General features: G+C 60.6%; 21 protein-coding genes. 7 read left to right on the top strand and 14 right to left on the bottom strand.

Translation table 11 applies throughout. From position 1 onward, the window contains the following. Positions 1-66 precede the first annotated feature (66 nt). The 3 genes from holA to leuS all read right to left on the bottom strand — a co-directional run bounded on the left by holA (position 67) and on the right by leuS (position 4444). On the bottom strand, positions 67-1104 hold the full coding sequence (gene holA / locus JQF37_RS07675) for a DNA polymerase III subunit delta (RefSeq protein WP_130204647.1): 1038 nt from the start codon (positions 1102-1104) through the stop codon (positions 67-69). Between the two features lie 39 nt (positions 1105-1143). Beyond that, complete coding sequence (lptE, locus tag JQF37_RS07670) at positions 1144-1749, bottom strand: LPS assembly lipoprotein LptE (protein WP_130204649.1); 606 nt, start codon at positions 1747-1749, stop codon at positions 1144-1146. 88 nt (positions 1750-1837) lie between these two features. Continuing rightward, a complete protein-coding gene (gene leuS / locus JQF37_RS07665; protein ID WP_130204651.1) occupies positions 1838-4444 on the bottom strand; it encodes a leucine--tRNA ligase in 2607 nt (868 codons plus the stop codon). 280 nt (positions 4445-4724) lie between these two features. Between leuS and JQF37_RS07660 the strand changes: the two genes are divergently transcribed. Both JQF37_RS07660 and JQF37_RS07655 read left to right on the top strand, forming a co-directional pair. Further along, positions 4725-5045 carry a hypothetical protein gene (locus tag JQF37_RS07660; RefSeq protein WP_130204653.1) on the top strand — a complete coding sequence of 107 codons (321 nt, stop codon included), beginning with the start codon at positions 4725-4727 and terminating at the stop codon, positions 5043-5045. Between the two features lie 105 nt (positions 5046-5150). Next, positions 5151-5912, top strand: coding sequence for a YdcF family protein (locus JQF37_RS07655; RefSeq protein ID WP_204149609.1), 762 nt, complete (start codon positions 5151-5153; stop codon positions 5910-5912). A 76-nt stretch (positions 5913-5988) separates the two neighbouring features. Here JQF37_RS07655 and lnt read toward each other — a convergent pair whose 3' ends face one another. The 5 genes from lnt to miaB all read right to left on the bottom strand — a co-directional run bounded on the left by lnt (position 5989) and on the right by miaB (position 11401). After that, entirely contained in the window at positions 5989-7512 is a 1524-nt protein-coding gene (lnt, locus tag JQF37_RS07650) for an apolipoprotein N-acyltransferase (RefSeq protein ID WP_130204657.1), read from the bottom strand. A 16-nt stretch (positions 7513-7528) separates the two neighbouring features. Continuing rightward, positions 7529-8368 carry an HlyC/CorC family transporter gene (locus tag JQF37_RS07645; protein ID WP_046028710.1) on the bottom strand — a complete coding sequence of 280 codons (840 nt, stop codon included), beginning with the start codon at positions 8366-8368 and terminating at the stop codon, positions 7529-7531. A 5-nt stretch (positions 8369-8373) separates the two neighbouring features. Continuing rightward, on the bottom strand, positions 8374-8868 hold the full coding sequence (ybeY, locus tag JQF37_RS07640) for an rRNA maturation RNase YbeY (protein WP_047533696.1): 495 nt from the start codon (positions 8866-8868) through the stop codon (positions 8374-8376). Continuing rightward, on the bottom strand, positions 8861-9865 hold the full coding sequence (locus tag JQF37_RS07635; protein ID WP_103403448.1) for a PhoH family protein: 1005 nt from the start codon (positions 9863-9865) through the stop codon (positions 8861-8863). Before JQF37_RS07635 ends, ybeY begins: the two co-directional genes overlap by 8 nt. 207 nt (positions 9866-10072) lie before the next feature. Next, positions 10073-11401 (bottom strand): tRNA (N6-isopentenyl adenosine(37)-C2)-methylthiotransferase MiaB, encoded by a 1329-nt coding sequence (miaB, locus tag JQF37_RS07630; RefSeq protein WP_178083105.1) that lies wholly within the window; start codon positions 11399-11401, stop codon positions 10073-10075. 135 nt (positions 11402-11536) lie between these two features. Between miaB and JQF37_RS07625 the strand changes: the two genes are divergently transcribed. Beyond that, positions 11537-11866 (top strand): DUF1820 family protein, encoded by a 330-nt coding sequence (locus JQF37_RS07625; protein WP_003185742.1) that lies wholly within the window; start codon positions 11537-11539, stop codon positions 11864-11866. Between the two features lie 141 nt (positions 11867-12007). Here JQF37_RS07625 and JQF37_RS07620 read toward each other — a convergent pair whose 3' ends face one another. The 4 genes from JQF37_RS07620 to JQF37_RS07605 all read right to left on the bottom strand — a co-directional run bounded on the left by JQF37_RS07620 (position 12008) and on the right by JQF37_RS07605 (position 15526). Further along, the gene (locus tag JQF37_RS07620) at positions 12008-12562 is read right to left on the bottom strand and encodes a tetratricopeptide repeat protein (RefSeq protein ID WP_103403450.1); all 555 of its coding nucleotides are present in this window, start codon (positions 12560-12562) and stop codon (positions 12008-12010) included. A gap of 225 nt (positions 12563-12787) precedes the next feature. Beyond that, on the bottom strand, positions 12788-14071 hold the full coding sequence (gene hemL / locus JQF37_RS07615; RefSeq protein WP_130204659.1) for a glutamate-1-semialdehyde 2,1-aminomutase: 1284 nt from the start codon (positions 14069-14071) through the stop codon (positions 12788-12790). A 15-nt stretch (positions 14072-14086) separates the two neighbouring features. Beyond that, positions 14087-14710, bottom strand: a complete 624-nt coding sequence (thiE, locus tag JQF37_RS07610) for a thiamine phosphate synthase (protein WP_130204661.1) — start codon at positions 14708-14710, stop codon at positions 14087-14089. Between the two features lie 18 nt (positions 14711-14728). Continuing rightward, entirely contained in the window at positions 14729-15526 is a 798-nt protein-coding gene (locus JQF37_RS07605; protein WP_034148145.1) for a hydroxymethylpyrimidine/phosphomethylpyrimidine kinase, read from the bottom strand. A gap of 405 nt (positions 15527-15931) precedes the next feature. On the opposite strand from JQF37_RS07605, the gene JQF37_RS07600 reads away from it, so the two are divergent. The 4 genes from JQF37_RS07600 (at position 15932) to JQF37_RS07585 (ending at position 22459) form a co-directional block, all read left to right on the top strand. Continuing rightward, positions 15932-18292 (top strand): hybrid sensor histidine kinase/response regulator, encoded by a 2361-nt coding sequence (locus tag JQF37_RS07600; RefSeq protein ID WP_130204663.1) that lies wholly within the window; start codon positions 15932-15934, stop codon positions 18290-18292. Positions 18293-18390: 98 nt separating this feature from the next. Further along, positions 18391-20040, top strand: coding sequence for an acyl-CoA dehydrogenase family protein (locus tag JQF37_RS07595; RefSeq protein ID WP_130204665.1), 1650 nt, complete (start codon positions 18391-18393; stop codon positions 20038-20040). Between the two features lie 176 nt (positions 20041-20216). Beyond that, on the top strand, positions 20217-21716 hold the full coding sequence (gene amn, locus JQF37_RS07590; RefSeq protein WP_189340267.1) for an AMP nucleosidase: 1500 nt from the start codon (positions 20217-20219) through the stop codon (positions 21714-21716). Positions 21717-21823: 107 nt separating this feature from the next. Next, positions 21824-22459, top strand: a complete 636-nt coding sequence (locus JQF37_RS07585; RefSeq protein ID WP_130204669.1) for a pseudouridine synthase — start codon at positions 21824-21826, stop codon at positions 22457-22459. On the opposite strand, the gene JQF37_RS07580 is transcribed toward JQF37_RS07585, so the two are convergent. Both JQF37_RS07580 and JQF37_RS07575 read right to left on the bottom strand, forming a co-directional pair. Continuing rightward, the gene (locus JQF37_RS07580; protein ID WP_007937369.1) at positions 22454-22663 is read right to left on the bottom strand and encodes a DUF2788 domain-containing protein; all 210 of its coding nucleotides are present in this window, start codon (positions 22661-22663) and stop codon (positions 22454-22456) included. The genes JQF37_RS07585 and JQF37_RS07580 overlap by 6 nt on opposite strands. A 199-nt stretch (positions 22664-22862) precedes the next feature. After that, the gene (locus tag JQF37_RS07575; protein WP_007937367.1) at positions 22863-23342 is read right to left on the bottom strand and encodes an Lrp/AsnC family transcriptional regulator; all 480 of its coding nucleotides are present in this window, start codon (positions 23340-23342) and stop codon (positions 22863-22865) included. Positions 23343-23809 lie beyond the last annotated feature (467 nt).

Genomic DNA, 23809 nt, shown 5'->3' with positions numbered 1-23809 from the left:
AGTCTGGCTCCCCGCAGTGTTCCTGATTCCATCGCGAGCAGGCTCGCTCCTACAGGGGGGGCGGGGTTACTCGGCAGGCAGCGTAAGGCGCTGGCCCGCCATCAGCAACGTCAACCGACTCAGGCTCATCCAGGGCGAGCCGGCGGCCTGGCCCTTGATCTGTGCATCGATGCGCTGCGCTTCGAGTAGCAACTGCGCCCAGCGTTGCGCCGAATAACGTTGCAGGGCTTTGCTCATCAGTGGCTTGCGCTTGTCCCAGACAGGTGGCTTGGCCTGGCTGAAGGCTTTGTCCAGGGGAGTTCCCTGGCTGTATTGCAACGAGATATTGGCCAGCAGGCGCAGTTCCCGGGCCAGCGCCCAGAGAATGACCGGCGGTTCGACGCCTTCCCCGCGCAGCCCTTCGAGCATGCGCAGGGCATGGGCGGCTTCGCCGTTGAGAATCGCATCGGTCAGCCCGAAGACATCGAAGCGTGCACTGTCGGCCACCGCTGCCTGCACGGTTTCGATCGTGATCTGACCACCTTCGGCCATCAGCTTGAGTTTTTCGATTTCCTGGGCGGCGGCCAGCAGGTTGCCTTCGACCCGCGCGGCGATCAGCTCGACCGCATCCTGGCTGGCGGAAAGCCCGGCCTGGGACAGTCGCTGTCGGATCCAGCTCGGCAACTGGCTGACATCCACCGGCCAGATCTGCACGAACTGGGTTTGCGGGCCTTCGACCAACGCCTTGCCCCACTTGGTTTTCTGCGCGCTGCCATCGAGCTTTGGCAGGCTGATCAACAGCACCGTGTCTTCGGCCGGTCGCGAGCAGTACTCGATGAGCGCGGCGGCGCCCTTGTCACCGGGCTTGCCGGAGGGCAGACGCAGTTCCAGCAGGCGTTTTTCGGCGAACAACGACATGCTGGCACCGGCTTGCAGCAGCGTACCCCAGTCGAAACTGGCATCGGCGGCAAAGACCTGGCGTTCATCAAAACCTTGCTGGCGTGCGGCAGCGCGGATGGCGTCGGCGGCTTCCTGACACAGCAAGGGGTCGTCGCCACTGATGACGTAGACCGGCGCGAGGGCGCCTTGCAGGTGTTTGCCGAGTTGGGCGGGGGCGAGTTTCATAGGCGAGGGCGAACGGGGCGCCTGAGCGCCCCGCAAGTCTTACTGCTTCGGCAGTTCGAGAGGCGACTGACGCGGAGTTTCCGCTTCAGCCTTCTGCGCCGCTTCCAGCGCCGCGGCTTCAGCCTTGGCCCTGGCATCGGCAGTCTGCTGCAACTGATCGAGCTGGGCCGGGGTCAGTTGTTGCAGGCGCAGCATCATGCGCTGAGTCAGCTCGCGACGGGTTTCGCCCCGGGCTGTTGCAGCTTCCTGGTCGGAACCTACCAGGTTGTTGCCGTCGTGGATGAAGATCTTCTGAACTTCAAGTTTGTCGCTCAGCAGATCCAGGTTGTTTTTACCACGGATGTCGTAGTTGAGGACGGTGGTGACCTGGTACTCGCCAGTACGACCGGCGCCGGCGTAACTGAGGATGCGCTGGTTTTCCTGCTCATCGGTCAGCACCAGTTTGTAAGGTGCGCCGGTGTAGACCTTGACGCCGCTGCTTTCCAGCACCTGGCGCATTTGCGTCACGGTTTCGCCGTAGGCGTTGCGCGCGCTCAGGTCGAGCTCCTTGATCGCCAGTTCTGTAGTGCCGGTGCCACGCAGCTGGAAACCGCAGGCGCTCAGCAGGACCGCAAGGCCCATCACCAGCAAATTGCGTTTGATCATTGTGTTGCTCCCCTTGAAACCATGTGGGCCGATCATGCGGCCCGAAAGGTTTTACGCGGCGCCAGGCATGACCTGGCGCCTGATCCAATTAGCTGGCGACGATGTTGACCAGTTTCCCGGGCACCACGATCACTTTCCGAATGGTCAGACCGTCGACGAAACGCAGCACGTTCTCGTTGGCGCGTGCGGCGGCTTCGACTTCTTCACGGCTGGCGCTGGCCGGCATGTCGATATGGCCGCGCAGTTTGCCGTTGACCTGGATCACCAGTTGCAGGCTGTCCTGTACCAGCGCGCTCTCGTCCAGCACTGGCCAGGCGGCGTCGATCACCGGGGCGGCGTGACCCAGTTGATTCCACAGCTCGTGACTGATGTGCGGGGTGATCGGGGCCAGCAGCAGGGTCACGGTTTCCAGGCCTTCCTGAACCAGTGCGCGATCCTGCCCGGTGCCTTGCGGGGCTTTTTCCAGCACGTTCATCAGCGTCATCACCTGGGCGATGGCGGTGTTGAATTTGTGGTTCTGGCCGACGTCGTGGCTGGCCTGCTTGATGGCCTGGTGGATCGAGCGGCGAATGGCTTTCTGCTCGTCGTTCAGGCTGGCCACGTCGAGTTTTCCCGGCAGGCCCTGAGTGACGTGCGCTTGAGCCAGGCGCCAGACGCGCTTGAGGAAGCGGTGCGAACCTTCCACCCCGGAGTCGGACCATTCCGCGCTCATGTCCGGTGGCGAGGCGAACATCATGAACAGGCGGCAGGTGTCTGCGCCGAACTGATCGATCATCGACTGCGGGTCAACGCCGTTGTTCTTCGACTTGGCCATCTTCTCGGTGCCACCGATTTCCACCGGCAGGCCGTCGGATTTCAATTTGGCGCTGATGACCTTGGCCTTGCTGTCGCGTTCGAGTTCCACGTCCGCCGGGTTGAACCAGGTGTAGGCACCGTTGGCTTCGCGACGATAGTAAGTCTCGGCGATCACCATGCCCTGGGTCAGCAGGTTCTTGAACGGTTCGTTGGAGCTCACTAGGCCTTCGTCGCGCATCAGCTTGTGGAAGAAGCGCGCATAGAGCAGGTGAAGAATCGCGTGTTCGATACCGCCAATGTACTGATCCACCGGCAGCCAGTGGTCAGCCGCGGATTTTTCCACCAGGCCACCTTCAAAGTGCGGCGAGGCGTAGCGGGCGTAGTACCACGAGGACTCGACGAAGGTGTCCATGGTGTCGGTTTCACGCTTGGCAGGCTGGCCGCATTTCGGGCAGCTGCACTCGTAGAACTCGGGCATGCGCGCCAGTGGCGAGCCGGCGCCGTCGGGTACGACGTCTTCCGGCAGCACGACCGGCAGTTGATCTTCCGGTACCGGCACGTCACCGCAGGTATCGCAGTGAATGATCGGGATCGGGCAGCCCCAGTAGCGTTGACGGCTGATGCCCCAGTCACGCAGACGGAACTGGGTGCGCGAGGCGCCGAGGTTTTTCTTGATCAGTGCCACTTCAATGGCGTCGAAGGCGCCGGCGAAGTCGAGGCCGTCGAATTCGCCGGAGTTGATCAGCGTGCCGTGTTCGCCATAGGCGTCCTGCCACGGTGCCGGGTTGACGTCACCGGAGCTGGTGCGCACCACGGATTTGACCGGCAGGTTGTACTTGTGGGCGAATTCGAAATCGCGTTCGTCGTGGGCTGGAACGGCCATCACCGCGCCATCGCCGTAATGCATCAGCACGTAGTTGGCGACCCAGACCGGCAGCTTTTCACCGGTCAGCGGGTGTTCGACGAACAGGCCGGTCGGAACGCCTTTCTTCTCCTGGGTGGCGACATCGGCTTCGGCGACGCTGCCGCCCTTGCATTCAGCGATGAACGCCTGCAGCTCAGGATTGTTCTGCGCGGCCAGGGTGGCCAGGTGGTGCTCGGCGGCCACGGCGACGTAGGTGGCGCCCATCAGGGTGTCCGGACGGGTGGTGAAGACTTTCAGTGCGCCGGCTTCGCAGATGGAATCGACGTTGTACGGGAACTGCACTTCCATGCCGCGGGATTTGCCGATCCAGTTGCGCTGCATGGTCTTGACCTGTTCAGGCCAGCCAGTCAGCTCGTCGAGACTCTCCAGCAGTTCATCCGCGTAGGCGGTGATCTTGAAGTAGTACATCGGGATTTCGCGCTTCTCGATCAGCGCGCCGGAACGCCAGCCGCGACCGTCGATGACCTGCTCGTTGGCCAGGACGGTCTGGTCGACCGGGTCCCAGTTCACGGTGCCGTTCTTGCGGTAGATCACGCCTTTTTCGAACAGGCGGGTGAACAGCCATTGTTCCCAGCGGTAGTAGTCAGGCTTGCAGGTGGTCACTTCGCGCGACCAGTCCACCGCCAGGCCCAGGCTGCGCAGCTGGGATTTCATGTAGGCGATGTTTTCGTAGGTCCACTTGGCCGGTGCCACGTTGTTCTTCATCGCGGCGTTTTCCGCCGGCATGCCGAAGGCGTCCCAACCCATGGGTTGCAGGACGTTCTTGCCTTGCATGCGCTGATAGCGGGAGATCACGTCGCCGATGGTGTAGTTGCGCACGTGCCCCATGTGTAGCTTGCCGCTGGGGTAAGGGAACATCGACAGGCAGTAGTAAGTCTCCTTGCCTGGCTGTTCACTGACTTCAAAGGACTTTTGCTCGTCCCAGAACGATTGGGCGGCGGCTTCGATTTCACGGGGCTGATATTGTTCGTGCATGGCTACTTTTGAACTGAATAGGGGTGGCCTAATCCTCTTCAATGCGACGCTGGACCGTGAATGCGCCAATTCGGCGTTTCGCTGCCCAGGCGAGCTGGAAGTGGAGTTACAGGAAGCGCCGTAGCATACATGACCGCACTCTATCGAGGGAAACCCTGATTACTGCCGCGCGTCTCGCAAAAAACGCTACGAGGGCCGTTGGTCGCGGCGTTCAGTCGGTTTGTTCATGGAGGCTAAGCTCTAACTGGGGAGTAGGTTTTATCTTCCAATGAGGTGAGGGATGGTTGATTCACAGCAAAAAGCTACAAAACCGGAGTTATATGAAAGACTGATAGATCGTCTTGGAATGGCCCTGGAAGCGGCAAAAACCGCAGGCCGGTTGCGTGATGAGCGTCCGCTGGAGCTGGAATTGCGTGGTCTGAGCCCCGCAGAGTTTGCTCTGGTCAAGGCGTATCTGGATCGTTGTGAGCGTGAAACGCACGGATGCTTGTCCGAGGCAGTGAAGCAACTTGATGCGCCGCATTCAGCCAAGATCATCTGGCTCAAGGACAAAACACCCGGCAGAGACGCGGTAAAGGTCCGGTCTCTGCATTGCAAGTAAGGCATGGCGTCATGCTCCCGGGTTTTTCGAAGCATAGCCTTTCCATATTGATTGTCGCATTACGTCAACCCACTTAGGCTTCGGGCATCTTCATGGAGATGCTCGATGCCTTTTCGTTATTTCTTAAAACAACTTCTGTTGCCGCCGGGCATTCTGTTGCTACTGCTGGCGCTTGCCTGGTGGTGGCGCCGTTCAAGGCCGAGGCTCGCCGCAATGTGCTTTGCCCTGGGCCTGGGCGGCTTCTGGTTGATGAGCTTGCCCATCGTGGTGCAATGGGGCGCCCAGTTGCTTGAGCGCGAGCCACCGTTGGCTCGCGAGGAGTGGGCCACTTTGGCTCGGCATGCCGATGCGATCGTGGTATTGGGTTCGGGGCGCGAGCGGGGCGATCCGGCATGGGGAGCGGATCAGCCGACGGGCGTGGGCCTGGAGCGCGAACGCTATGCGGCGCGCCTGGCCAAGGCCTCGGGCTTGCCGGTGCTGACCAGTGGCGGCCTGCATTACGGCACGCCGCCGACCGAGGCCCGGTTGATGGCCGATTCGCTGCACGATGATTTCGGCGTCACTGTTCGGTGGCAGGAAGGGCGCAGCCGTACGACCTGGGAAAACGCGAAATTCAGCGCTGAAGTGTTGTTGCCTGAAGGCATCAAGCGCGTGGTGGTGGTGACTCAGGCCTGGCACATGCCGCGAGCTGTCTGGAGCTTTCAGAAGGCAGGGTTTGAAGTGGTGTCTGCGCCCGTGGGTTTTTTAGGCGTGGACAATGCCCGGCCGCTGGGTGGCTGGATGCCGGAATTCAAGTCGATCTGGCAGAGCGGGCAGTTGCTGAATGAAGCGGTGGGGCAGGTGGGGTATTCGTTGTTTTACCGATAGCGAGGGCTGGTCAACACCCTGTGGTGAGGGCGTGTGCTCCCTCACCACAAAAAGCCCTCTGTCCAGGGCCCGCAAGTCAGACCGTTTTGGCCATCCGGCTGGCAATCAGTGCCCAGCCAAACAACAGCACGCAAACAATGATCAACGGCCACGAACGCCATTGAAGATAAGGCGTCAGGTTGTGCATCGGCACCACTTCGCCATACAGGATGCCGCGCTCGAACTGCGGGATCTGCGCGGTGATCTGGCCGAACGGGTTGATCAGGCCGGTCACGCCGTTGTTGGTGGCGCGGATCATCCAGCGTCCGGCCTCCAGCGCGCGCATCTGCGCCATCTGCAAGTGTTGCAGCGGACCGATCGAGGTGCCGAACCAGGTGTCGTTGCTGATGGTCAGCAGCAAATCGCTTTGTGCCGCGAGGCCGGCAGCGAACTCCGGATACACCACTTCGTAGCAGATGAACGGCGCAATCTGGTAACCCTTGGCCTGCAACATGGCCTGGTCGGCCGGGCCTCGGGCAAAGTCCGACATCGGCAGGTCGAAGAAGGCGATCAACCCGCGCAGCACATCCTGCAGTGGAACGTATTCGCCAAACGGCACCAGTTTCTGCTTGAGGTACGTGCCATCGCCTTCACCGACCACGGTGATGCCGTTGTAGAAGCGTTTTTCGTGATGGACCATCTGGCGAATCGGCACGCCGGTAATCAACGCCGAGTGACGTTCTGCGGCAAAATTCCCCATCATGTTCAGGTAACCCTCGGCGGACTCCTTGAGCACCGGGACTGCGGTTTCCGGCCAGATCAGCAGGTCGACGCGTTTGGAGCTGAAGCTCATGTCGCGATAAAGCTCCAGTTGTGCATTGAGCTGCGCCGGGTCCCATTTCATGCTCTGTTCGATATTGCCCTGGATCGCCGCGACACTCAGTGGTGCGCCCGCCGGGCTGGTCCAGGCGTGGTGCTTGAGGGCCATGCCGGCGACCCAGGGGCCGACCAGCAGCAGGGCGCCAGCCGCGATGAAGCCTTTACGACCCGTGCGCACCAGGCGCATACCGTTGTAGATCAGCGCAGCGGTCAGGGCCAGGGTGAAGGAAATCAGCCACATACCGCCAACGGGGGCGAGCCCCGTCAGTGGGCCATCGAGCTGGCTGTAGCCGGAATAGAGCCACGGGAAGCCGGTCAGGAACCAGCCGCGGAAGGCCTCCTGGCCTACCCACAGCGCGGCGAATGCAAGGGCGTCGGCCAGTGGCGCTTCGTTGCGTCGTAGCCAGCGCGCCCAGAGCCAGGCGGGCAGCGCAAAGAACCAGGCAATCGCCGCCGTGAACAGCAGCATCAGGAACCCGGCCAGCAACACCGAGGCGCCACCGAAGTTGTGAATGCTGTAGTAGATCCAACTGGTACCGGCACCGAACAGGCCAAAACCGAAACACCAGCCACGGCCGAGTGCCTGGCGAGGGCTCAGTTCGCGCAGACCGGCATAGAAAAGCCCGACCGCCAGCAGTGCCAATGGCCAGATATCGAACGGCGCCAGGGCCAGGGTGGTGATTGCACCGGCCGCCACGGCCAGCAGGTTACCGGGCCAGCCGGGGCGGGTTGTCCAGCGCATTTCAATCCTTAATGTTTTACCGGGCGATTGGCGTCAGGCGCAGCAGGTGAATCCGACGACTGTCGGCATTCAGGATGCGGAAGCGGTACGGGCCGATTTCGGTGATTTCGTTGCGTTTTGGAAGATGCCCGAATGCACTCATCACCAGGCCGCCGACGGTGTCGAACTCGTCATCGGAGAATTCACTGTCGAAGAACTCGTTGAAGTTCTCGATCGGCGTCAGTGCCTTGATCAGGAAATCACCGCTTGGCAGCGGCTTGATGTAGCTGTCTTCTTCGACATCGTGTTCGTCTTCGATGTCGCCGACAATCTGTTCGAGCACGTCTTCGATGGTCACCAGGCCCGCCACGCCGCCATATTCGTCAATGACGATGGCCATGTGGTTATGGTTGGCGCGGAACTCGCGCAGCAGCACGTTCAGGCGCTTGGACTCCGGCACGAACGTGGCCGGGCGCAGCAGATCCTTGATATTGAAGCTGTCGCCGTTCTCCCGAAGGATCAACGGCAGCAAGTCCTTGGCCAGCAACACGCCCATCACGTCATCGTGGCTTTCGCCGATCACCGGGTAGCGGGAGTGGGCCGAGTCGACCACGGCGGGCAGGAACTCGCGGGGAGTCTGGGTCGCCTTGATGCTGACCATCTGCGAGCGCGGGACCATGATGTCCCGTACTTGCAGGTCAGCGACCTGGATGGCGCCTTCGACGATGGCCAGCGCTTCGCTGTCCAGCAGTTTGTTTTGGTGTGCGTCGCGCAGCAGCTCCAGCAGCTCCTGGCGGTTTTTCGGCTCATGGGCAAAAGCCTGGGTGAGCTTACCCAGCCAGGACTTTTGCCCGTTGCTCGATCGATCTTCGCTCATAGCGATTACTCTGAATCCTTTGTTGTAACGGTTGGGGATGTTTCGGTTTCGTCGTCCGCGTACGGATCGGGATAGCCCAATTCTGCAAGCAACGTTCGTTCCAGTGCTTCCATTTCTTCGGCTTCGTCGTCATCTATATGGTCGTAACCCAGTAGATGCAAGCAGCCGTGAATCACCAGATGAGCCCAGTGGGCCTTGAGTTCCTTGCCCTGTTCGGCGGCTTCGCGCTCGACCACGGCCACGCAGATCACCAGATCGCCCAGCAACGGGATGTCGAGAAACTCGTCGGGTACGTCGGCAGGGAATGACAGGACGTTAGTGGCGTAATCCTTTTGCCGCCAGGTGTGATTCAGTTCGCGGCCTTCGGCTTCGTCGACCAGACGAATGGTCATCTCGGAGTCGGCGCTGCGCTGGCGCAGGGCCAGTTCGCACCATTGGCGGAACTCGGCCTCGCCGGGGGCGGGTGCCTGGGTAGCCAGTTGCAGATCAAGCTCAAGCATCGCGGCGGCTGTCCTTTGGTGCTTCATCGGTCACACGGTTCTCGAAGCGCTCATAGGCTTCGACAATGCGCTGCACCAACGGATGACGCACAACGTCCTTGGGCATGAAGTGAGTAAAGCTGATGCCTGGCACGTCTTTCAGGACTTCAATCACGTGGTGCAACCCGGATTTGGTGCCTTTGGGCAGGTCGACCTGGGTGATGTCACCGGTGATGACGGCCGTGGAACCGAAGCCGATCCGGGTCAGGAACATTTTCATTTGCTCGACGGTGGTGTTCTGGCTTTCGTCGAGGATGATGAAGCTGTTGTTCAGCGTGCGCCCGCGCATATAAGCCAAGGGGGCGACTTCGATCACCTGGCGTTCGATCAGCTTGGCGACGTATTCGAAGCCGAGCATCTCGTAGAGCGCGTCGTAAAGCGGGCGCAAATACGGGTCGATCTTCTGGGACAGATCCCCAGGCAGGAAGCCGAGTTTCTCACCCGCTTCGACCGCCGGCCGCACCAACAGAATGCGGCGGATCTGCTCGCGTTCCAGTGCATCGACCGCGCAGGCAACCGCCAGATAGGTCTTGCCGGTACCGGCCGGACCAATGCCGAAGTTGATGTCGTTGCCGAGGATTTCCTTCACGTAGCGCAACTGATTCAAGCCGCGAGGGCGAATCATGCCTTTCTTGGTGCGCAGGGCGACGGAAGCTTCGGCAGGGGAGTGATTGTCCAGCTCTTCAACGGCCGATTCCTGCAGGAACAGGTGAACCATGTCCGGCGACAGCTCCGTACCCTTGGTTTCCCGGTACAGGCGGCGCAGCAGGTTTTCCGCAGAGGTGGTGTGTTTGGGTTCGCCGATCAATTCGAACTGGTTTCCGCGGTTGCGGATCTCGATGGTCAGGCGCTGTTCGATCAAGCGCAGATGCTCGTCGAATTGCCCGCACAGATTGGCGAAGCGGCGAGCTTCAAAAGGCTCGAGGATAAAACGATGTGGTTCGATGGGTGCGTTCAAGGTCGTATTTAGCCGCCCTGGGGCAATGGTGATGAGTTCAAGGATAGCGCCAGTGGCGTGGGTGCGAAAGCTCTTAAATACTCCAGCGCCAAACACTGTCCTCTGTGGGAGCGAGCCTGCTCGCGATGGCGGTATGTCTGACGGCTGATGCGCTGAATGTCAGGTCGCAATCGCGAGCAGGCTCGCTCCCACAGCGGGTAGGTGGTGTTATTGAATCAGCGAGCCCCGCAGCGAGTGCGGCTGCGCGGCATCGATGTGCACGTCGGCAAACTGACCGATCAGGGTCGGATTGTCACACTTGAAGTTGACGATACGATTATTTTCGGTCCGGCCTTGCAGCTCTCCGGGGTCTTTTTTCGAATAATCGGTAACCAGAATCCGCTGGATCGACCCGACCATTTGTCGGCTGATTTCGAAGCCCTGTTGGTTCAGGCGATGTTGCAGGGCGTTCAGGCGCTCTTTTTTCAGCTCTTCGGGGGTGTCGTCTGCCAGATCGGCGGCCGGAGTGCCTGGACGCTGGCTGTAGACGAATGAATAGGAAAAGTCGAAGCCGACGTCCTGGATCAGTTTCATGGTCTGTTCGAAGTCTTTTTCCGTCTCGCCGGGGAAACCGACGATGAAGTCCGAACTGATGCAGATGCCCGGTACGGCCGCGCGCAGCTTGCGCAGTTTGGATTTGTATTCCAGCGCAGTGTGGTTGCGCTTCATCGCCGCGAGGATGCGGTCCGAGCCTGACTGCACCGGCAAATGCAGGTGTTTCACCAGTTCCGGCACCTCGGCATGGGCCTGGATCAGGCTGTCGGAGAATTCCAGCGGGTGCGAGGTGGTGTAGCGGATGCGGTCGATGCCATCGATGGCGGCGACCACACGGATCAACTCCGCCAGATCGGCCAGGCGACCGTCGTGCGTGGTGCCGCGATAACCGTTGACGTTCTGCCCCAGCAAGGTGACTTCGCGCACGCCGTTTTCAGCCAGGTGAATGATCTCGGCGATCACGTCGTCGAATGGCCGGCTCACTTCTTCGCCGCGGGTGTACGGCACCACGCAGAACGTGCAGTACTTGCTGCAGCCTTCCATCACCGACACGTAAGCGCTGGGGCCATCGATGCGCGGCTCGGGCAAGTGGTCGAATTTTTCGATTTCCGGGAAAGAAACGTCGACCTGCGGCAGTTTGCTGATACGTGCTGCGTCAATCATTTCCGGCAGGCGGTGCAAGGTCTGCGGGCCGAAGACGACGTCCACGTAGGGCGCGCGATCACGGATGGCGGCGCCTTCCTGGCTGGCCACGCAACCGCCGACGGCGATGACCATGTCCGGGTTGGCGAGTTTCAGTTCGCGCCAGCGGCCGAGCTGAGAGTAGACACGGTCCTGAGCGCGTTCGCGAATCGAGCAGGTGTTGAGCAGGATGACGTCGGCGTCTTCAGCGCGCGCGGTGACTTCCAGGGCCTGGTGTTCGCCCAGCAGATCGACCATGCGCGAGCTGTCGTACTCGTTCATCTGGCAACCGTGGGTTTCGATGTAAAGCTTCTTGGCCATGGAAAGAGTCATCACGTGATTCAAAGAACCGCGCATTATAGGGAACATGCACCCAGGTTCCTACCGCTGCGCGTCCGACGGCTATGCTATAGTTCGCGCCCTCTTTTTTATCCCTCGATGTGTTACCCGCCCACCATGACCAAACGTGAAGCTCCAATCTACAAGGTGATTTTCCTCAACCAGGGCCAGGTGTTCGAAATGTACGCCAAGCAGATCTATCAAAGTGATCTGTGGGGCTTTCTGGAAGTGGAAGAGTTCGTCTTTGGCGAGCGCACGCAAGTGGTCGTCGATCCGAGCGAAGAGAAGCTCAAGGCTCAGTTCGAAGGCGTGGTGCGCAGTTTTGTGCCCATGCATTCGATCGTGCGCATCGATGAAGTCGAGCGCCTGGGCACGCCGAAAATCAGCGAAGCCCGTGGCGCGGTCGGCAATGTCATGCCGTTTCCGATGCCGATGCCTGAGAAGTAAGGTTTCAAGACCGGGTCGACTCCATCGCGAGCAAGCTCGCTCCCACAATGAATCGTCTGCGAACACATTATTTGTGAACGCCAGAAATCACTTGTGGGAGCGAGCTTGCTCGCGATGGGGCCAGAAAAATCGGTACAGAACTTAAGGCAACGGCGCGAACGGCGTACGCCCGTCGGCGCTCTGCAATTCCATCAAATACTTACGGAAAATTTGCCCCAGCACCTGAGTGGCGACTTCCAGTTCTTCGCGAGGCATCTTTTCGGTGACTTCGTCGGCGGTGTCCAGCGCATCTTCGTCGCCATTGACCGCAGCCATTTTCAGCAGGATATACGCCTGAACGTTATTGGCCGGCACGCCTTCGCCGTGGAAAAACATGGTGCCGAGTTTGAATTGCGCCTGGGCGTGGCCTTGCAGCGAGGCCTTTTCGAAATAGCTCAGGGCTTGATTGAGGTCGCGCGGGGCGTTTTTGCCTTCGTAGTAGAACTCACCCAACTCGTATTGCGCTTGGGCATCCCCTTCATCCGACGCTTTCTGGCAGGCGGCGAGTGCCTGTGCCAGGTCTTGCGGCTGGGTATTGAGGGTGCAGCGACCCATCGCTGGGATTAACAACGAGTTACCGCCTGCTTGTGCGAGCGCGAGCAGGGGCTGAAGGAGCAACAGGCAGCCCAGTGAAAGGGCGCGGCCGGTGCGGTTCATGGGAATCGACTTACCTCTGAAGGGCGCGCGGACCCATCGAGGGGATCCAATAAGCGCGCATTATGAAATAAGCAGGGCCAACCTTACAAAGTCTTTACTCGTTTTTCTGCTGCGCGGGAAATATATCGCCCACTTTGCTGGGGATTATTGGCAGATGAGTCGGAAAAAATGCGGGAATGCAGGTGAAAGCCGACGCTGGCGATGGCCAGCGTCGGCTCGATCACGTTACTTCAGTGCAGCGAACGCGCGCTCAGCGGCATCCAGGGTCAGTTTCAGCTCGGCTTCGCCGTGGGCGATCGAGGTGAAGCCGGCTTCGAACGCGCTTGGCGCCAGGTACACACCACCTTCGAGCATCAGGTGGAAGAAGCGACCGAACAGCGCCGCATCGCTGGCCATCACGTCATCGAAGGTCACGATGTCGTCGGCACCGCTGAAGTACAGGCCGAACATGCCACCGGCCTGAGTGGTCACGAACGGGATGCCTGCCGCATCGGCACGTTGTTGCAAGCCATCGAGCAGGCGCGTGGTGTAGTCGGTCAGTTCCGCGTGGAAACCCGGGCGGCTGATCAGGCGCAGGGTGGTCAGGCCGGCAGCCATCGCCAGCGGGTTACCCGACAAGGTACCGGCCTGGTAGACCGGGCCCAGCGGGGCGATGCGCGACATGATTTCACGCTTGCCACCGAAGCAGCCGACCGGCATGCCGCCGCCGATGATCTTGCCGAACGTGGTCAGGTCCGGCGTTACGCCGTAATGAGCCTGGGCGCCGCCCAGGGCGACACGGAAGCCGGTCATCACTTCGTCGAAAATCAGGACCACGCCGTGCTTGTCGCACAGGGTCCGCAGGCCTTCGAGGAAGCCCGGCGCCGGTGGTACGCAGTTCATGTTGCCGGCCACCGGTTCAACGATGATGCAGGCTACGTCCTGGCCGACTTCGGCGAGCATCGCTTCAACCGCGTCGATGTCGTTGAATGGCAGGGTCAGGGTGTGTTTGGCGAACGCCGCCGGCACGCCGGCCGAACTCGGTACGCCTTGGGTCAGGGCGCCGGAACCGGCCTTGACCAGCAGGCTGTCGGAGTGACCGTGGTAGCAGCCTTCAAATTTGATGATGCTGTCGCGACCGGTGAAGCCGCGGGCCAGACGAATGGCACTCATGGTCGCTTCGGTGCCGGAGCTGACCATGCGCACCATGTCCATCGACGGCACCAGCGAGCAGACCAGGTCGGCCATCTGGGTTTCCATCTCGGTCGGTGCGCCGTAGGACAGGCCGTGCTCCAGCTGTTTACGCACGGCGTCCAGCACGTCCGGGTGGCTGTGGCCGAGAATCATCGGGCCCCAGGAGCCGACGTAATCCACATAACGTTTGTTGTCTTCGTCGGTGACGTAGGCGCCTTCAGCGTGTTTGAAGAACAACGGCGTGCCGCCAACGCTTTTGAACGCGCGCACTGGCGAGTTCACGCCACCGGGAATGTGTTTCTGGGCATTGGCAAACAGGGTTTCGGAACGAGACATGTGCGGACTCTCAAATCAGATTTTTAGTAATTCATTGAATGCGCGGGCGCGGCGGGTCACTTCAGTCGTGCTCTCGGCGCCAAACAAACCATGCACCACGGCCAGCAGATCGACGCCATGGGCCACCAGCGGAGCGGCGTTGTCCAGGGTGATGCCGCCGATCGCACAGATCGGCAGGTGCAGTTGCTTGCGCGCCTGGTCCAGCAGATCGAGGCTGCAGGTCGGGGCTCCGGGCTTGGTGTTGGAATTGAAGAAGCGTCCGAACGCGACATAACTGGCGCCTTCCTTGACAGCTTGCTCGGCCAGTTCGAGCCGTGCATGGCAGGTCGAACCGATGATGGCTTTGGAGCCGAGCAGGGCGCGGGTCGGCGACAACGGGCCGTCGGTTTGGCCCAGGTGTACGCCTACGTTCAGGCGTGCGGCCAGTTCGGCGTCGTCATTGATGATCAACTGCGTCTTGTAGCGCTCGCACAAATTGCGCAGGGCTTGCGCCTCGCGCAGTCGACGGGCCTCATCGCTGCTCTTGTCGCGGTACTGCAACAGGGTGACGCCGCCTTCCAGCGCCGCCTCCACGTACGAGAGAAATTTACCGGCCAGCAATTGGCTGTCGGTAATGGCGTACAGGCCACGTAGTTTCATCGGACAGGCCTCATGGCGTTACGAACAGAAGTCCAGTGGCAGGCGGCGTGGCACGAATTGCCCTTTGCCCAGTTGCTCCGCGTCACGCAGGGTGCGCCACGTGTAGTTAAGTGCAGTCTGTACGGCGCTGGCGAGGTTTTCACCCTGGGCCAGACGGCCGGCGAGGGCGCTGGCCAGGGTGCAGCCGGAACCGTGATAACTGCCTGGCAGGCGCTGACAGGTAAAAGTGTCGCGATGGCCGTCGCGGCTGTAGAGGCGATTGTGGATTTCGGTTTCGTCGCCATGACCGCCGGTGATCAACAGGTGTTTGACGAACGGCAGGAGTTTTTCAGCGCACTCGTCCGCGGTGCCTTCGGGCAGTTCGGCGAGGATGCGGGCTTCGGGAAGGTTAGGGGTGGCGATGATCGAGAGCGGCAGCAGGCGTTCGCGCATGGCGTAGCCGACTTCGTCCTTGCCCAGGCGTCCGCCGCCGCCAGCGCGCAGCACCGGGTCGCAGACCACTGGCAGGTGCGGGTGCGCCGAGAGCAGTTCGACCACGGTGTCGACCATTTCCAGCGAACCGAGCATGCCCAGTTTGACGGCCGCGACCTCGGAATCGTTGAGCACGGCATTGGCCTGGGCCAACACCCACTCACGGTCGAGGACGCGGAAGTCAGTGACATTGACCGTATCTTGCACGGTCAGGGCAGTGACGGCCGGCGCCGCATGGCAACCCTGAGCGAGCAGGGCTTCGATATCTGCCTGCAAGCCGGCGCCACCACTTGGGTCGTGGCCGGAGAGACAGAGGACAACGGGGCGAGAGCTGTAGATATTCATGGTGCGCGAGCTTACCACCAAACAACTTTTTTCGGATGCAGCGACATGCTTGTGGCGAGGCAGCTTGCACCGGCTCGAGTGCGAAGCAGTCGTAAAGTCCAATGGCTCGGCGCAACTGACAAAACGTTGGGGCCGCTTCGCCGCCCGGCGGGAGCAAGTTCCCTCGCCACAGGTGTTCGCTCAGGTATTTTTACAACCTGATCAATTAAACAGCTCTAGCTCAATAATCTCCGCTGAAAAGCCCGTCCTAGAGCCTTTTCAGGAAAAATTTCAGTAGTGCTCAATGGCCATCAACGGCTATGCTAGAGTGGATCCAAATCAATAACAGGTAATGCCGGTTTTACGTCTGCTCAAAAGGAATGGGGGGCTTCCTGACAGAACCGGATAGGCCACGCTGGGGCACCAATGCGCTATTTGCTAATGTTGATGTTGTGTTTGCCCTTTTTGGCGAACGCCGTCGAATTCGATGAGTTCACTCAAAGCCTCCCCCTGGGCCGATCCCTGCAGGTGTTTGAAGACGCAAGTGGTCAGGCGAGCGTTGCGGACGTGCGCGCGCAAGCGGCGGCCGGCAACTTCAAATCCCATGACAAAGCCACCCTCAATGCCGGGTACTCGCGTTCGGTGTTCTGGCTGAAAATCGACTTGCAGTACCGCCCGACCAACCCTGCGGCGCAACGGACCTGGCTGCTGGAACTGGCCTACCCGCCCCTCGATCACCTTGATCTCTATCTGCCTGACGCAACCGGTAACTATCAAGTGGTCCGTCAGACGGGCGATGCCTTACCTTTTTCCAGCCGCGAGATCCGTCAGAACAACTACCTGTTCAGTCTGAATTTCACCCCCGGCCAGACCCAAACCCTGTACCTGCGCTTGCAAAGTGAAGGCTCGATCCAGGCGCCGGTGACATTGTGGTCAAGCACCGCCTACCTCGAAGAGCAGCCGGTCCGACTCTATGTGTTGGGCCTGATCTATGGCGTGTTGCTGGGGATGCTGGTCTACAACCTGTTCATCTACCTCAGCGTGCGCGACACCAGTTATCTCTATTACATCGTCTACATTGCCTCGTTCGGCCTGTATCAACTCTCTGTGAACGGCGCTGCCGTGCAGTATTTCTGGCCGGACAATCCCTGGTGGGCCAACGCCGCGACGCCATTTTTCATCGGTTGCGCCGGGCTGTTCGGCAGCCAGTTCGCTCGCAGCTTCTTGCAGACGGCCACCCACAGTCGCTGGCTCGATCGCCTGTTGCTGGCATTGGTGGCGTTCAGCGCGCTGGTGGTCGGGTTGTCCTTGATGACCAGTTACGCCCTGGCCCTGCGCCTGGCCACGGCGCTGGCGCTGACCTTTACCGTGGTGATCTTTTCTGCGGGGATTTTCGCCTGGCTGCGTGGCCTGCGAGTGGCGCGGTATTTCATCATTGCCTGGTCGGCTTTTTTGCTGGGCGGCATCATCAACACGCTGATGGTGCTGGGTTATCTGCCGAACGTGTTCCTGACCATGTATTCCAGCCAGATCGGTTCGGCCATCGAAGTGGCGCTGCTGTCCCTGGCCCTGGCCGACCGCATCAATGCGATGCGCGAACAGCAGGCGCAAACGCTGTTCGACGCCGGGCAAAAGCTTGAAGTGCTCAACCAGCAACTGGCCCACAGTAACAAGCTCAAGGACGAGTTCCTTGCCACCTTGACCCATGAACTGCGCACGCCCATGAACGGGGTGATCGGTTCGCTGGAGCTGATGCAGACCGTCGAGATGGATCCCGAGCTGGAGCAATACCAGCAAACAGCCGCAGGATCGGCGCGGGAGATGATGCGCATGGTCAACGGCATCCTGACCCTGACCGAGTTGCAGGCCGGCAAGCTCAAGGCTTACCCGACGACATTCAGTTTGCGCGGTGTGGTCGAGGCGTTGCGCGTGCAATTCGACGGCAATGCGTCGAGCAAATCGCTGGACTTCAAGGTCGACGTGGCGCCCGGCGTGCCGGACCGATTGCATGGCGATAGCACCAAGTTGGCGCAATGCCTGGAATGCCTGCTGGATAACGCGATCAAATTCACCAAGGTGGGAGGGCTGGCGTTGCGGGTGACGGGTAAAACCGTCGAGCCTGACCGATTCGCGCTGTCCTTCGCGGTGATCGATACCGGCATCGGCTTTACCGATCTGGGGGAGGCGACCCTGTATCAACGCTTCTTCCAGCTCGACGGCTCGATGACCCGTGAATACGGTGGCTTGGGCGTGGGTCTGGCCATCTGCCGGCAGTTGGTGGAATTGCTTGGCGGACGCCTGACCCATCGCTCCGAGCCTGGGCGTGGGAGTCGCTTCCAGCTCGATGTCGAGTTCGAAGTGCCAGCGTCGGAACGTTCGACGGTGCCCTCTATGGTCCGGGATTTCCCGCGCCTGCGCCTGCCGCAGGATTGCTCGGTGTTGCTGGCAGACGAAAACAGCATCAATCAGTTGGTGATGCGGGGCATGTTGCTCAAGCTCGGGTTCCGGGTCCGCACGGCTGACAGCGGCCAAACCGCACTCGAATTGTTGCAGTATGAAACCTTCGACGCCGTGCTGCTCGATGGTCAGTTGCCGGCCCTGGATGGTGTGTCGTTGTGCTGCCAGATTCGCGCCTTGCCGGGCTGCGCCGAGGTGCCGATATTCATCATCGCACTGGGCGTTGATCGGGAGCGCTGCCCGACCGGCGCGTTGATCGACTACCTGAACAAACCGGTGAAATTCGAAGATTTGCAGGCTGCGCTCTATCGACGGGTGCTTTGCGCGTAACAGGGCGAAAGCGCCGGCAGTTAGGCAGATATGACACTTTGATCAGCCCAAGGGCGGTGCTTAACTGAGGTCCCTTGGCTGACCAAAGGAGCCCCGTCATGAACCTGCATCAGTTTGCCGAAACCCACGAAGTCACCAACCAGCCACCATCCCTGGACGGCGCCAACCTGTATCGCATCGACTTGCCGTTGCAGGAGTGGTCGCGGCGCTTTGGGGCCGGTTGGGCCGAATCGCGGATCGATGCGTACGGTGCACTGGCGGGCGGGCCGCTGATGGAAGCGGGGTTCCTGGCCAATCAGAACAAACCGGTGTTCAACAGTCACGACCGCTTTGGCCATCGTATCGACCTGGTGGAATTTCACCCGGCCTACCATGAACTGATGCGCACGGCGATCGAGCACGGCCTGACTTCATTGCCCTGGGCACACCCGCAGGACGGTGCCCATGTTGCCCGCGCGTCCATGACCTATTTGCACAGCCAGGCCGAAGCCGGCAGTGGCTGCCCGCTGACCATGACCTTCGCCAGCGTGCCGGCACTGCGCCTGCAGCCGGATCTGGCCAGACAATGGCTGCCGAAAATTCTTGCCACCGAATACGACCCGCGCAACGTCGGCATGGCCCACAAGGCCGGGGTCACCATCGGCATGGCCATGACCGAGAAACAGGGCGGCACCGACGTTCGTGCCAACACCACCAAGGCTTATCCGGTCGGTGCCAGCGGTCCTGGCCAGGCTTACGAACTGGTGGGGCACAAGTGGTTCTGTTCGGCGCCGATGTGCGATGCCTTTCTGACGCTTGCGCAGACGGACAAGGGCTTGACCTGTTTCCTGCTGCCGCGCCATCGCCCGGATGACACGCGCAATCAGTTCTACATCCAGCGCCTGAAAAACAAACTCGGCAACTGCTCCAACGCCTCCAGCGAAGTGGAGTTTCGTGGTGCGCTGGCGTGGATGGTCGGCGAAGAGGGGCGCGGTGTTCCCACCATCATCGAGATGGTGGCCATGACCCGCTTCGATTGCATGGTCGGTTCCAGTTCGCTGATGCGCCAGGCCCTGACCCAGGCCAGCCATCACTGTGCGCATCGCTCGGTCGGCGGCAAATTGCTCAGCGAACAGCCATTGATGCAAAACGTGCTGGCGGACCTGGCACTGGAAAGCGAAGCGGCGCTGGCCTTGAGCTTGCGCATGGGCCGGGCGCTGGATCATCTGGAGAGTGAGCAGGAAGCGAAATTCGCCCGACTGGTGACGGCGGTGGGCAAGTACTGGATCTGCAAACGCGCGCCAGCCATGATCAACGAAGCTGCCGAGTGCATGGGGGGGGCCGGTTATGTCGAAGACAGCATCCTGCCGCGGCTGTACCGCGAGGCGCCGGTCAACTCGACCTGGGAAGGCTCCGGCAACGTGCAATGCCTCGATGTGCTGCGGGCGCTGTCCAAAGAGCCTGGCGTACTGGACGTATTGTTCAACGAGCTGGGCGACGGCCATGGCGACAAGCGTCTGGCTACACACATCAATCAGTTGCAGACAGCCTTCAAGGACACCCGTGACATTCAGTACCGTGCCCGGCAATTGACCGAAGACATTGCCCTGGGTTTGCAAGCCAAACTGCTGCTGGAGGCAGGCAATGCGGCGGTCAGCGATGCCTTCATCGCCAGTCGTCTCGGTTCCGCCGGACGTGTATATGGCGCGTTGCCACGGGGGCTGGATGTGGAAGCCATTGTCGCCCGGTCGACCCCGCAGGGCTTTTGATCACCATCAACCCACTGTGGGAGCGAGCCTGCTCGCGATAGCGAACTTCCATTCAACCAAAATGTTGGATGTGATGGCCTGATCGCGAGCAGGCCCGCTCCCACAAGGTTTTCGGTGTGTGCAATATTTTTTGTATCAGCATGCCACTGTTCCCGTGAAGCGACGATGCAGGCAAGATGAAGGCCTGCAAGTCAGAACACAGGATGCTGATCGTGACCGAAGCTTTTATTGTCGTTCAAACCGCCGAGCAAGCCGTTGACCGGCTTGCGCTCTTGCACAATCGTGCAACCACCGCACTGAGTCAGGCGCTCAAGCGCTACCTCAAGGATCGCGTCGAACCGGACGCCGAGCAGCGGGCGATGTTTCGTTATCCCGAGCTGCGTCTGACCTACCATTGCCAGGGCGAAGTTCCGCAGACCACGCGCGCCTACGCCAAGGTCCAGTTGCCAGGCACCTACAGCGTCACCGTCACCCACCCTTCAGCGTTCCGTAAGTACCTGCTGGAACAGCTCGTGCCCTTGATGCACGACTTCACCGTGACCGTAGAGGTCGGTGTCAGTCAGCAAAACATCCCGTATCCGTATGTCGTCGAACAGGGCGATGAGCTGGCCGGTTCTGGCGTCACCGCAGCCGTGCTGGCACGGGTGTTCCCGAGCACCGACCTGTCGGCGGCGACCGACGGCATTGCCGATGGCTTGTACGACTGGGAAAACACCGATCCGCTGCCACTGGCGCTGTTCGATGCCGCACGGGTGGATTTCTCCCTGCGCCGACTGGTGCATTACACCGGCAGCGACTGGCGTCATGTACAGCCGTGGATTCTGCTGACCAACTACCACCGTTACGTCGACCAGTTCATCGTCCATGGCCTTGAACAATTGCGCAAAGACCCGCGTTTCGTGCGCATGGTGCTGCCGGGCAACGTGATCATCGAAAAGAGCATGGACCACGGCGAAGCCTCGGCGATTGCGGCGGGCGTGGTCTGGCACCGCTACCAGATGCCGGCCTATCACCTGATCGCCAGTGACGGTCACGGGGTGACCCTGGTGAACATCGGCGTCGGTCCGTCCAATGCCAAGAACATCACCGATCACCTGGCGGTGCTGCGTCCGCACTGCTGGCTGATGATCGGCCACTGTGGCGGCTTGCGTCAGTCGCAGACCATTGGCGACTACGTGTTGGCGCACGCCTACATGCGCCGCGACGGGATTCTCGACCGGGTGGTGCCACCGAATATTCCGATCCCGGCCCTGGCCGAAGTGCAGATGGCCTTGCAGCAAGCGGCGGCCAACATCACCGGCGAGCAAGGCGACCAACTGAAGAAACGCCTGCGCACCGGCACCGTATTGACTTACGACGACCGTAACTGGGAGCTGCGCTGGGCCCAGGAGCGTCCGCTGATCAACCTGTCTCGCGCCGTCGCGGTGGACATGGAAAGCGGCACCATTGCCGCCCAGGGCTATCGCCTGCGTGTGCCTTACGGCACGTTGCTCTGCGTGTCGGACAAGCCGCTGCACAGTGAAATCAAACTGCCGGGCTCGGCCAACGCCTTCTACGAACGCGCGGTCAGCCAGCATTTGAAGATCGGCATCGAGGCGGTGGACTTGCTGCGCACCGAACTCAACTCGCTGCACTCGCGCAAACTGCGCAGCTTCGACGAACCGCCGTTCCGCTAACGGTTTGTCATGGTCATTTGGCGGTCAGGGCAAGGGCGCGGCAGTGGTAATAATTGATCGCGCGCCCTAGCATTAGCAGCCCTGACCGTTAGATGTTCTCTTTTGCCATGTCCCGTCCTCAACGTCCCGCTCCCCGCCGTCCTGGCGCGAAGCCATCCCCTTCGGCCCCGCGCCGTGTCGCCAAGGCGCCACCGGCCGAGCCCAAACTGATCCTGTTCAACAAACCGTTCGATGTGCTGACGCAATTCAGCGATGGCGAAGGTCGGGCGACGCTCAAGGACTTTATCGAGATTCCGGGAATTTACCCCGCCGGACGGCTGGACCGTGACAGCGAAGGCTTGCTGCTGCTGACCAACGACGGCCAGCTACAGGCGCGGATCGCCGACCCGAAACACAAACTGGCCAAGACCTATTGGGTGCAAGTGGAAGGTGAGCCGAGCGCCGAGCAGTTGCAGCGCTTGCGTGACGGTGTCGAGTTGAACGACGGCATGACCTTGCCCGCCGAGGCGCGGCAACTGGATGAACCCGAGTTGTGGCCGCGCAATCCGCCGGTGCGCTTTCGCAAGAGTGTGCCGACCCGTTGGCTGGAGCTGGTGATTCGCGAGGGGCGAAACCGTCAGGTGCGACGCATGACGGCGGCGGTCGGACTGCCGACGTTGCGCCTGGTGCGGGTCAGAATCGGCGACTGGACCCTCGAAGGGCTTGATCAGGGCCAGTGGAAGGAAGTGCCGGCGCGCTTATAAGGTGCCGGACTCGATCAGTCCGATCACCACGCTCTTGATGACGAACGCCGCCACGCCAAGGCCCAGCACGAAGAACAGAATGAACGAGCCGAAACGCCCGGCCTTGGACTTCTTCGCCAGATCCCAGACGATGAAACCCATGAAAATGATCAGGATGGAGACCAGGCCGGTCATCATCCACTCTTCGAAAACTGCAGGATCCATTGAACATCTCCAGCGCGGGCGAGGCTAAAAGGGCGCGGGGAGTATACGCCTCGCTGGTGGAGGGCAGTATTGACCTGCGGCGGTGTGTCGCAGTCATTCGTCGGCTGTTGCGGCCCCATCGCGAGCAAGCTCGCTCCTGCCGTTAATCCTGGTGCGCTGAAGATCCCCTGTAGGAGCTGGCTTGTCAGCGAAGGCGCCCTTAGCTACGAAGATGAGTCAGCGGCAGCTCAGTGCTGTTCAAAACCTGGTTCAACACAAAACTGGAGCGCACGCTGGTCACACCTTCAATTCGCGTCAGGTGCCCCAGCAGCAGTTTCTGATAGTGGTCCATGTCCGGCACCACGACCTTGAGCTGATAATCGGCATCCATCCCGGTCACCAGGCTGCATTCCAGGACTTGCGGCAAGGTACGGATGGCCGCTTCGAAGTTCTCGAAGCGCTCTGGCGTATGGCGGTCCATGCCGATCAGCACATACGCCGTCAGGCTCAGGCCGAGCATCTTGCGGTCGAGCAGGGCGACCTGGCGGGAAATGTAGCCGTCGTCCTCCAGTTGCTTGACCCGCCGTGAGCAGGGCGACGGTGACAGGCCGATGCGTTCGGCCAGCTCCTGATTGGAGATGCGTGCATCACGCTGCAATTCAGCCAAAATGCTCAGGTCGTATCGGTCGAGTTTGCTCATCAATCAGGCCTTTGTCATAACTATTGCGACAGATTATCTATCCAGGGTTAAAAATTGCGCAAGTAGTGTTTATTTGAGCAATCTTCGCAATCCTCTGCTGGCTCTCCGAGTCTATTCTTATCACCAGAATCACTGCTCGGACAAACAGTCCAGTGCGGCTCGCCCAATCAGGCCAGCTGCGGTCGCCACCCCCACAGGGGATGTGCCGGCCCCCGAGCTACACACTGTCCAGAAGACGGCGTGAGGTGAGCCGACGTCAAAAGCGTCGAGCACGGACGAAGTTCTCAAGGGGAGGCCGACGGGTCTCCCCTTTTTCTTTGCCTGGATTTTAGTGCTGTTCCCTTAATAAATAAGTTTCGCGACTGATAACCTGTGGCAGAACCAGCCTGTGCATCTCCAGTCTTACGTACAAGCGCTGTTCGCTTCACTGTAGGAGCGAGCCTGCTCGCGATGGACGTTAACGATGA

The organism is Pseudomonas sp. MIL9 (assembly GCF_016887925.1).
Taxonomy (GTDB): Bacteria; Pseudomonadota; Gammaproteobacteria; order Pseudomonadales; family Pseudomonadaceae; genus Aquipseudomonas; species Aquipseudomonas mohnii.
This window is presented reverse-complemented; position numbering and strand designations above follow the sequence as displayed.

Bases quoted from the DNA above. Each gene is read 5' to 3' on its own strand.
- JQF37_RS07620 (WP_103403450.1), bottom strand. From the start codon at position 12,562: ATGAACCGCACCGGCCGCGCCCTTTCACTGGGCTGCCTGTTGCTCCTT.
- JQF37_RS07585 (WP_130204669.1), top strand. From the start codon at position 21,824: ATGTCCCGTCCTCAACGTCCCGCTCCCCGCCGTCCTGGCGCGAAGCCA.
- JQF37_RS07660 (WP_130204653.1), top strand. From the start codon at position 4,725: ATGGTTGATTCACAGCAAAAAGCTACAAAACCGGAGTTATATGAAAGA.
- JQF37_RS07605 (WP_034148145.1), bottom strand. From the start codon at position 15,526: ATGAATATCTACAGCTCTCGCCCCGTTGTCCTCTGTCTCTCCGGCCAC.
- JQF37_RS07575 (WP_007937367.1), bottom strand. From the start codon at position 23,342: ATGAGCAAACTCGACCGATACGACCTGAGCATTTTGGCTGAATTGCAG.
- ybeY (WP_047533696.1), bottom strand. From the start codon at position 8,868: ATGCTTGAGCTTGATCTGCAACTGGCTACCCAGGCACCCGCCCCCGGC.
- miaB (WP_178083105.1), bottom strand. From the start codon at position 11,401: ATGGCCAAGAAGCTTTACATCGAAACCCACGGTTGCCAGATGAACGAG.
- JQF37_RS07580 (WP_007937369.1), bottom strand. From the start codon at position 22,663: ATGGATCCTGCAGTTTTCGAAGAGTGGATGATGACCGGCCTGGTCTCC.
- leuS (WP_130204651.1), bottom strand. From the start codon at position 4,444: ATGCACGAACAATATCAGCCCCGTGAAATCGAAGCCGCCGCCCAATCG.
- holA (WP_130204647.1), bottom strand. From the start codon at position 1,104: ATGAAACTCGCCCCCGCCCAACTCGGCAAACACCTGCAAGGCGCCCTC.
- amn (WP_189340267.1), top strand. From the start codon at position 20,217: ATGAAGGCCTGCAAGTCAGAACACAGGATGCTGATCGTGACCGAAGCT.
- thiE (WP_130204661.1), bottom strand. From the start codon at position 14,710: ATGAAACTACGTGGCCTGTACGCCATTACCGACAGCCAATTGCTGGCC.
- lnt (WP_130204657.1), bottom strand. From the start codon at position 7,512: ATGCGCTGGACAACCCGCCCCGGCTGGCCCGGTAACCTGCTGGCCGTG.
- JQF37_RS07625 (WP_003185742.1), top strand. From the start codon at position 11,537: ATGACCAAACGTGAAGCTCCAATCTACAAGGTGATTTTCCTCAACCAG.
- JQF37_RS07595 (WP_130204665.1), top strand. From the start codon at position 18,391: ATGAACCTGCATCAGTTTGCCGAAACCCACGAAGTCACCAACCAGCCA.
- JQF37_RS07645 (WP_046028710.1), bottom strand. From the start codon at position 8,368: ATGAGCGAAGATCGATCGAGCAACGGGCAAAAGTCCTGGCTGGGTAAG.
- lptE (WP_130204649.1), bottom strand. From the start codon at position 1,749: ATGATCAAACGCAATTTGCTGGTGATGGGCCTTGCGGTCCTGCTGAGC.
- hemL (WP_130204659.1), bottom strand. From the start codon at position 14,071: ATGTCTCGTTCCGAAACCCTGTTTGCCAATGCCCAGAAACACATTCCC.
- JQF37_RS07600 (WP_130204663.1), top strand. From the start codon at position 15,932: ATGCGCTATTTGCTAATGTTGATGTTGTGTTTGCCCTTTTTGGCGAAC.
- JQF37_RS07655 (WP_204149609.1), top strand. From the start codon at position 5,151: ATGCCTTTTCGTTATTTCTTAAAACAACTTCTGTTGCCGCCGGGCATT.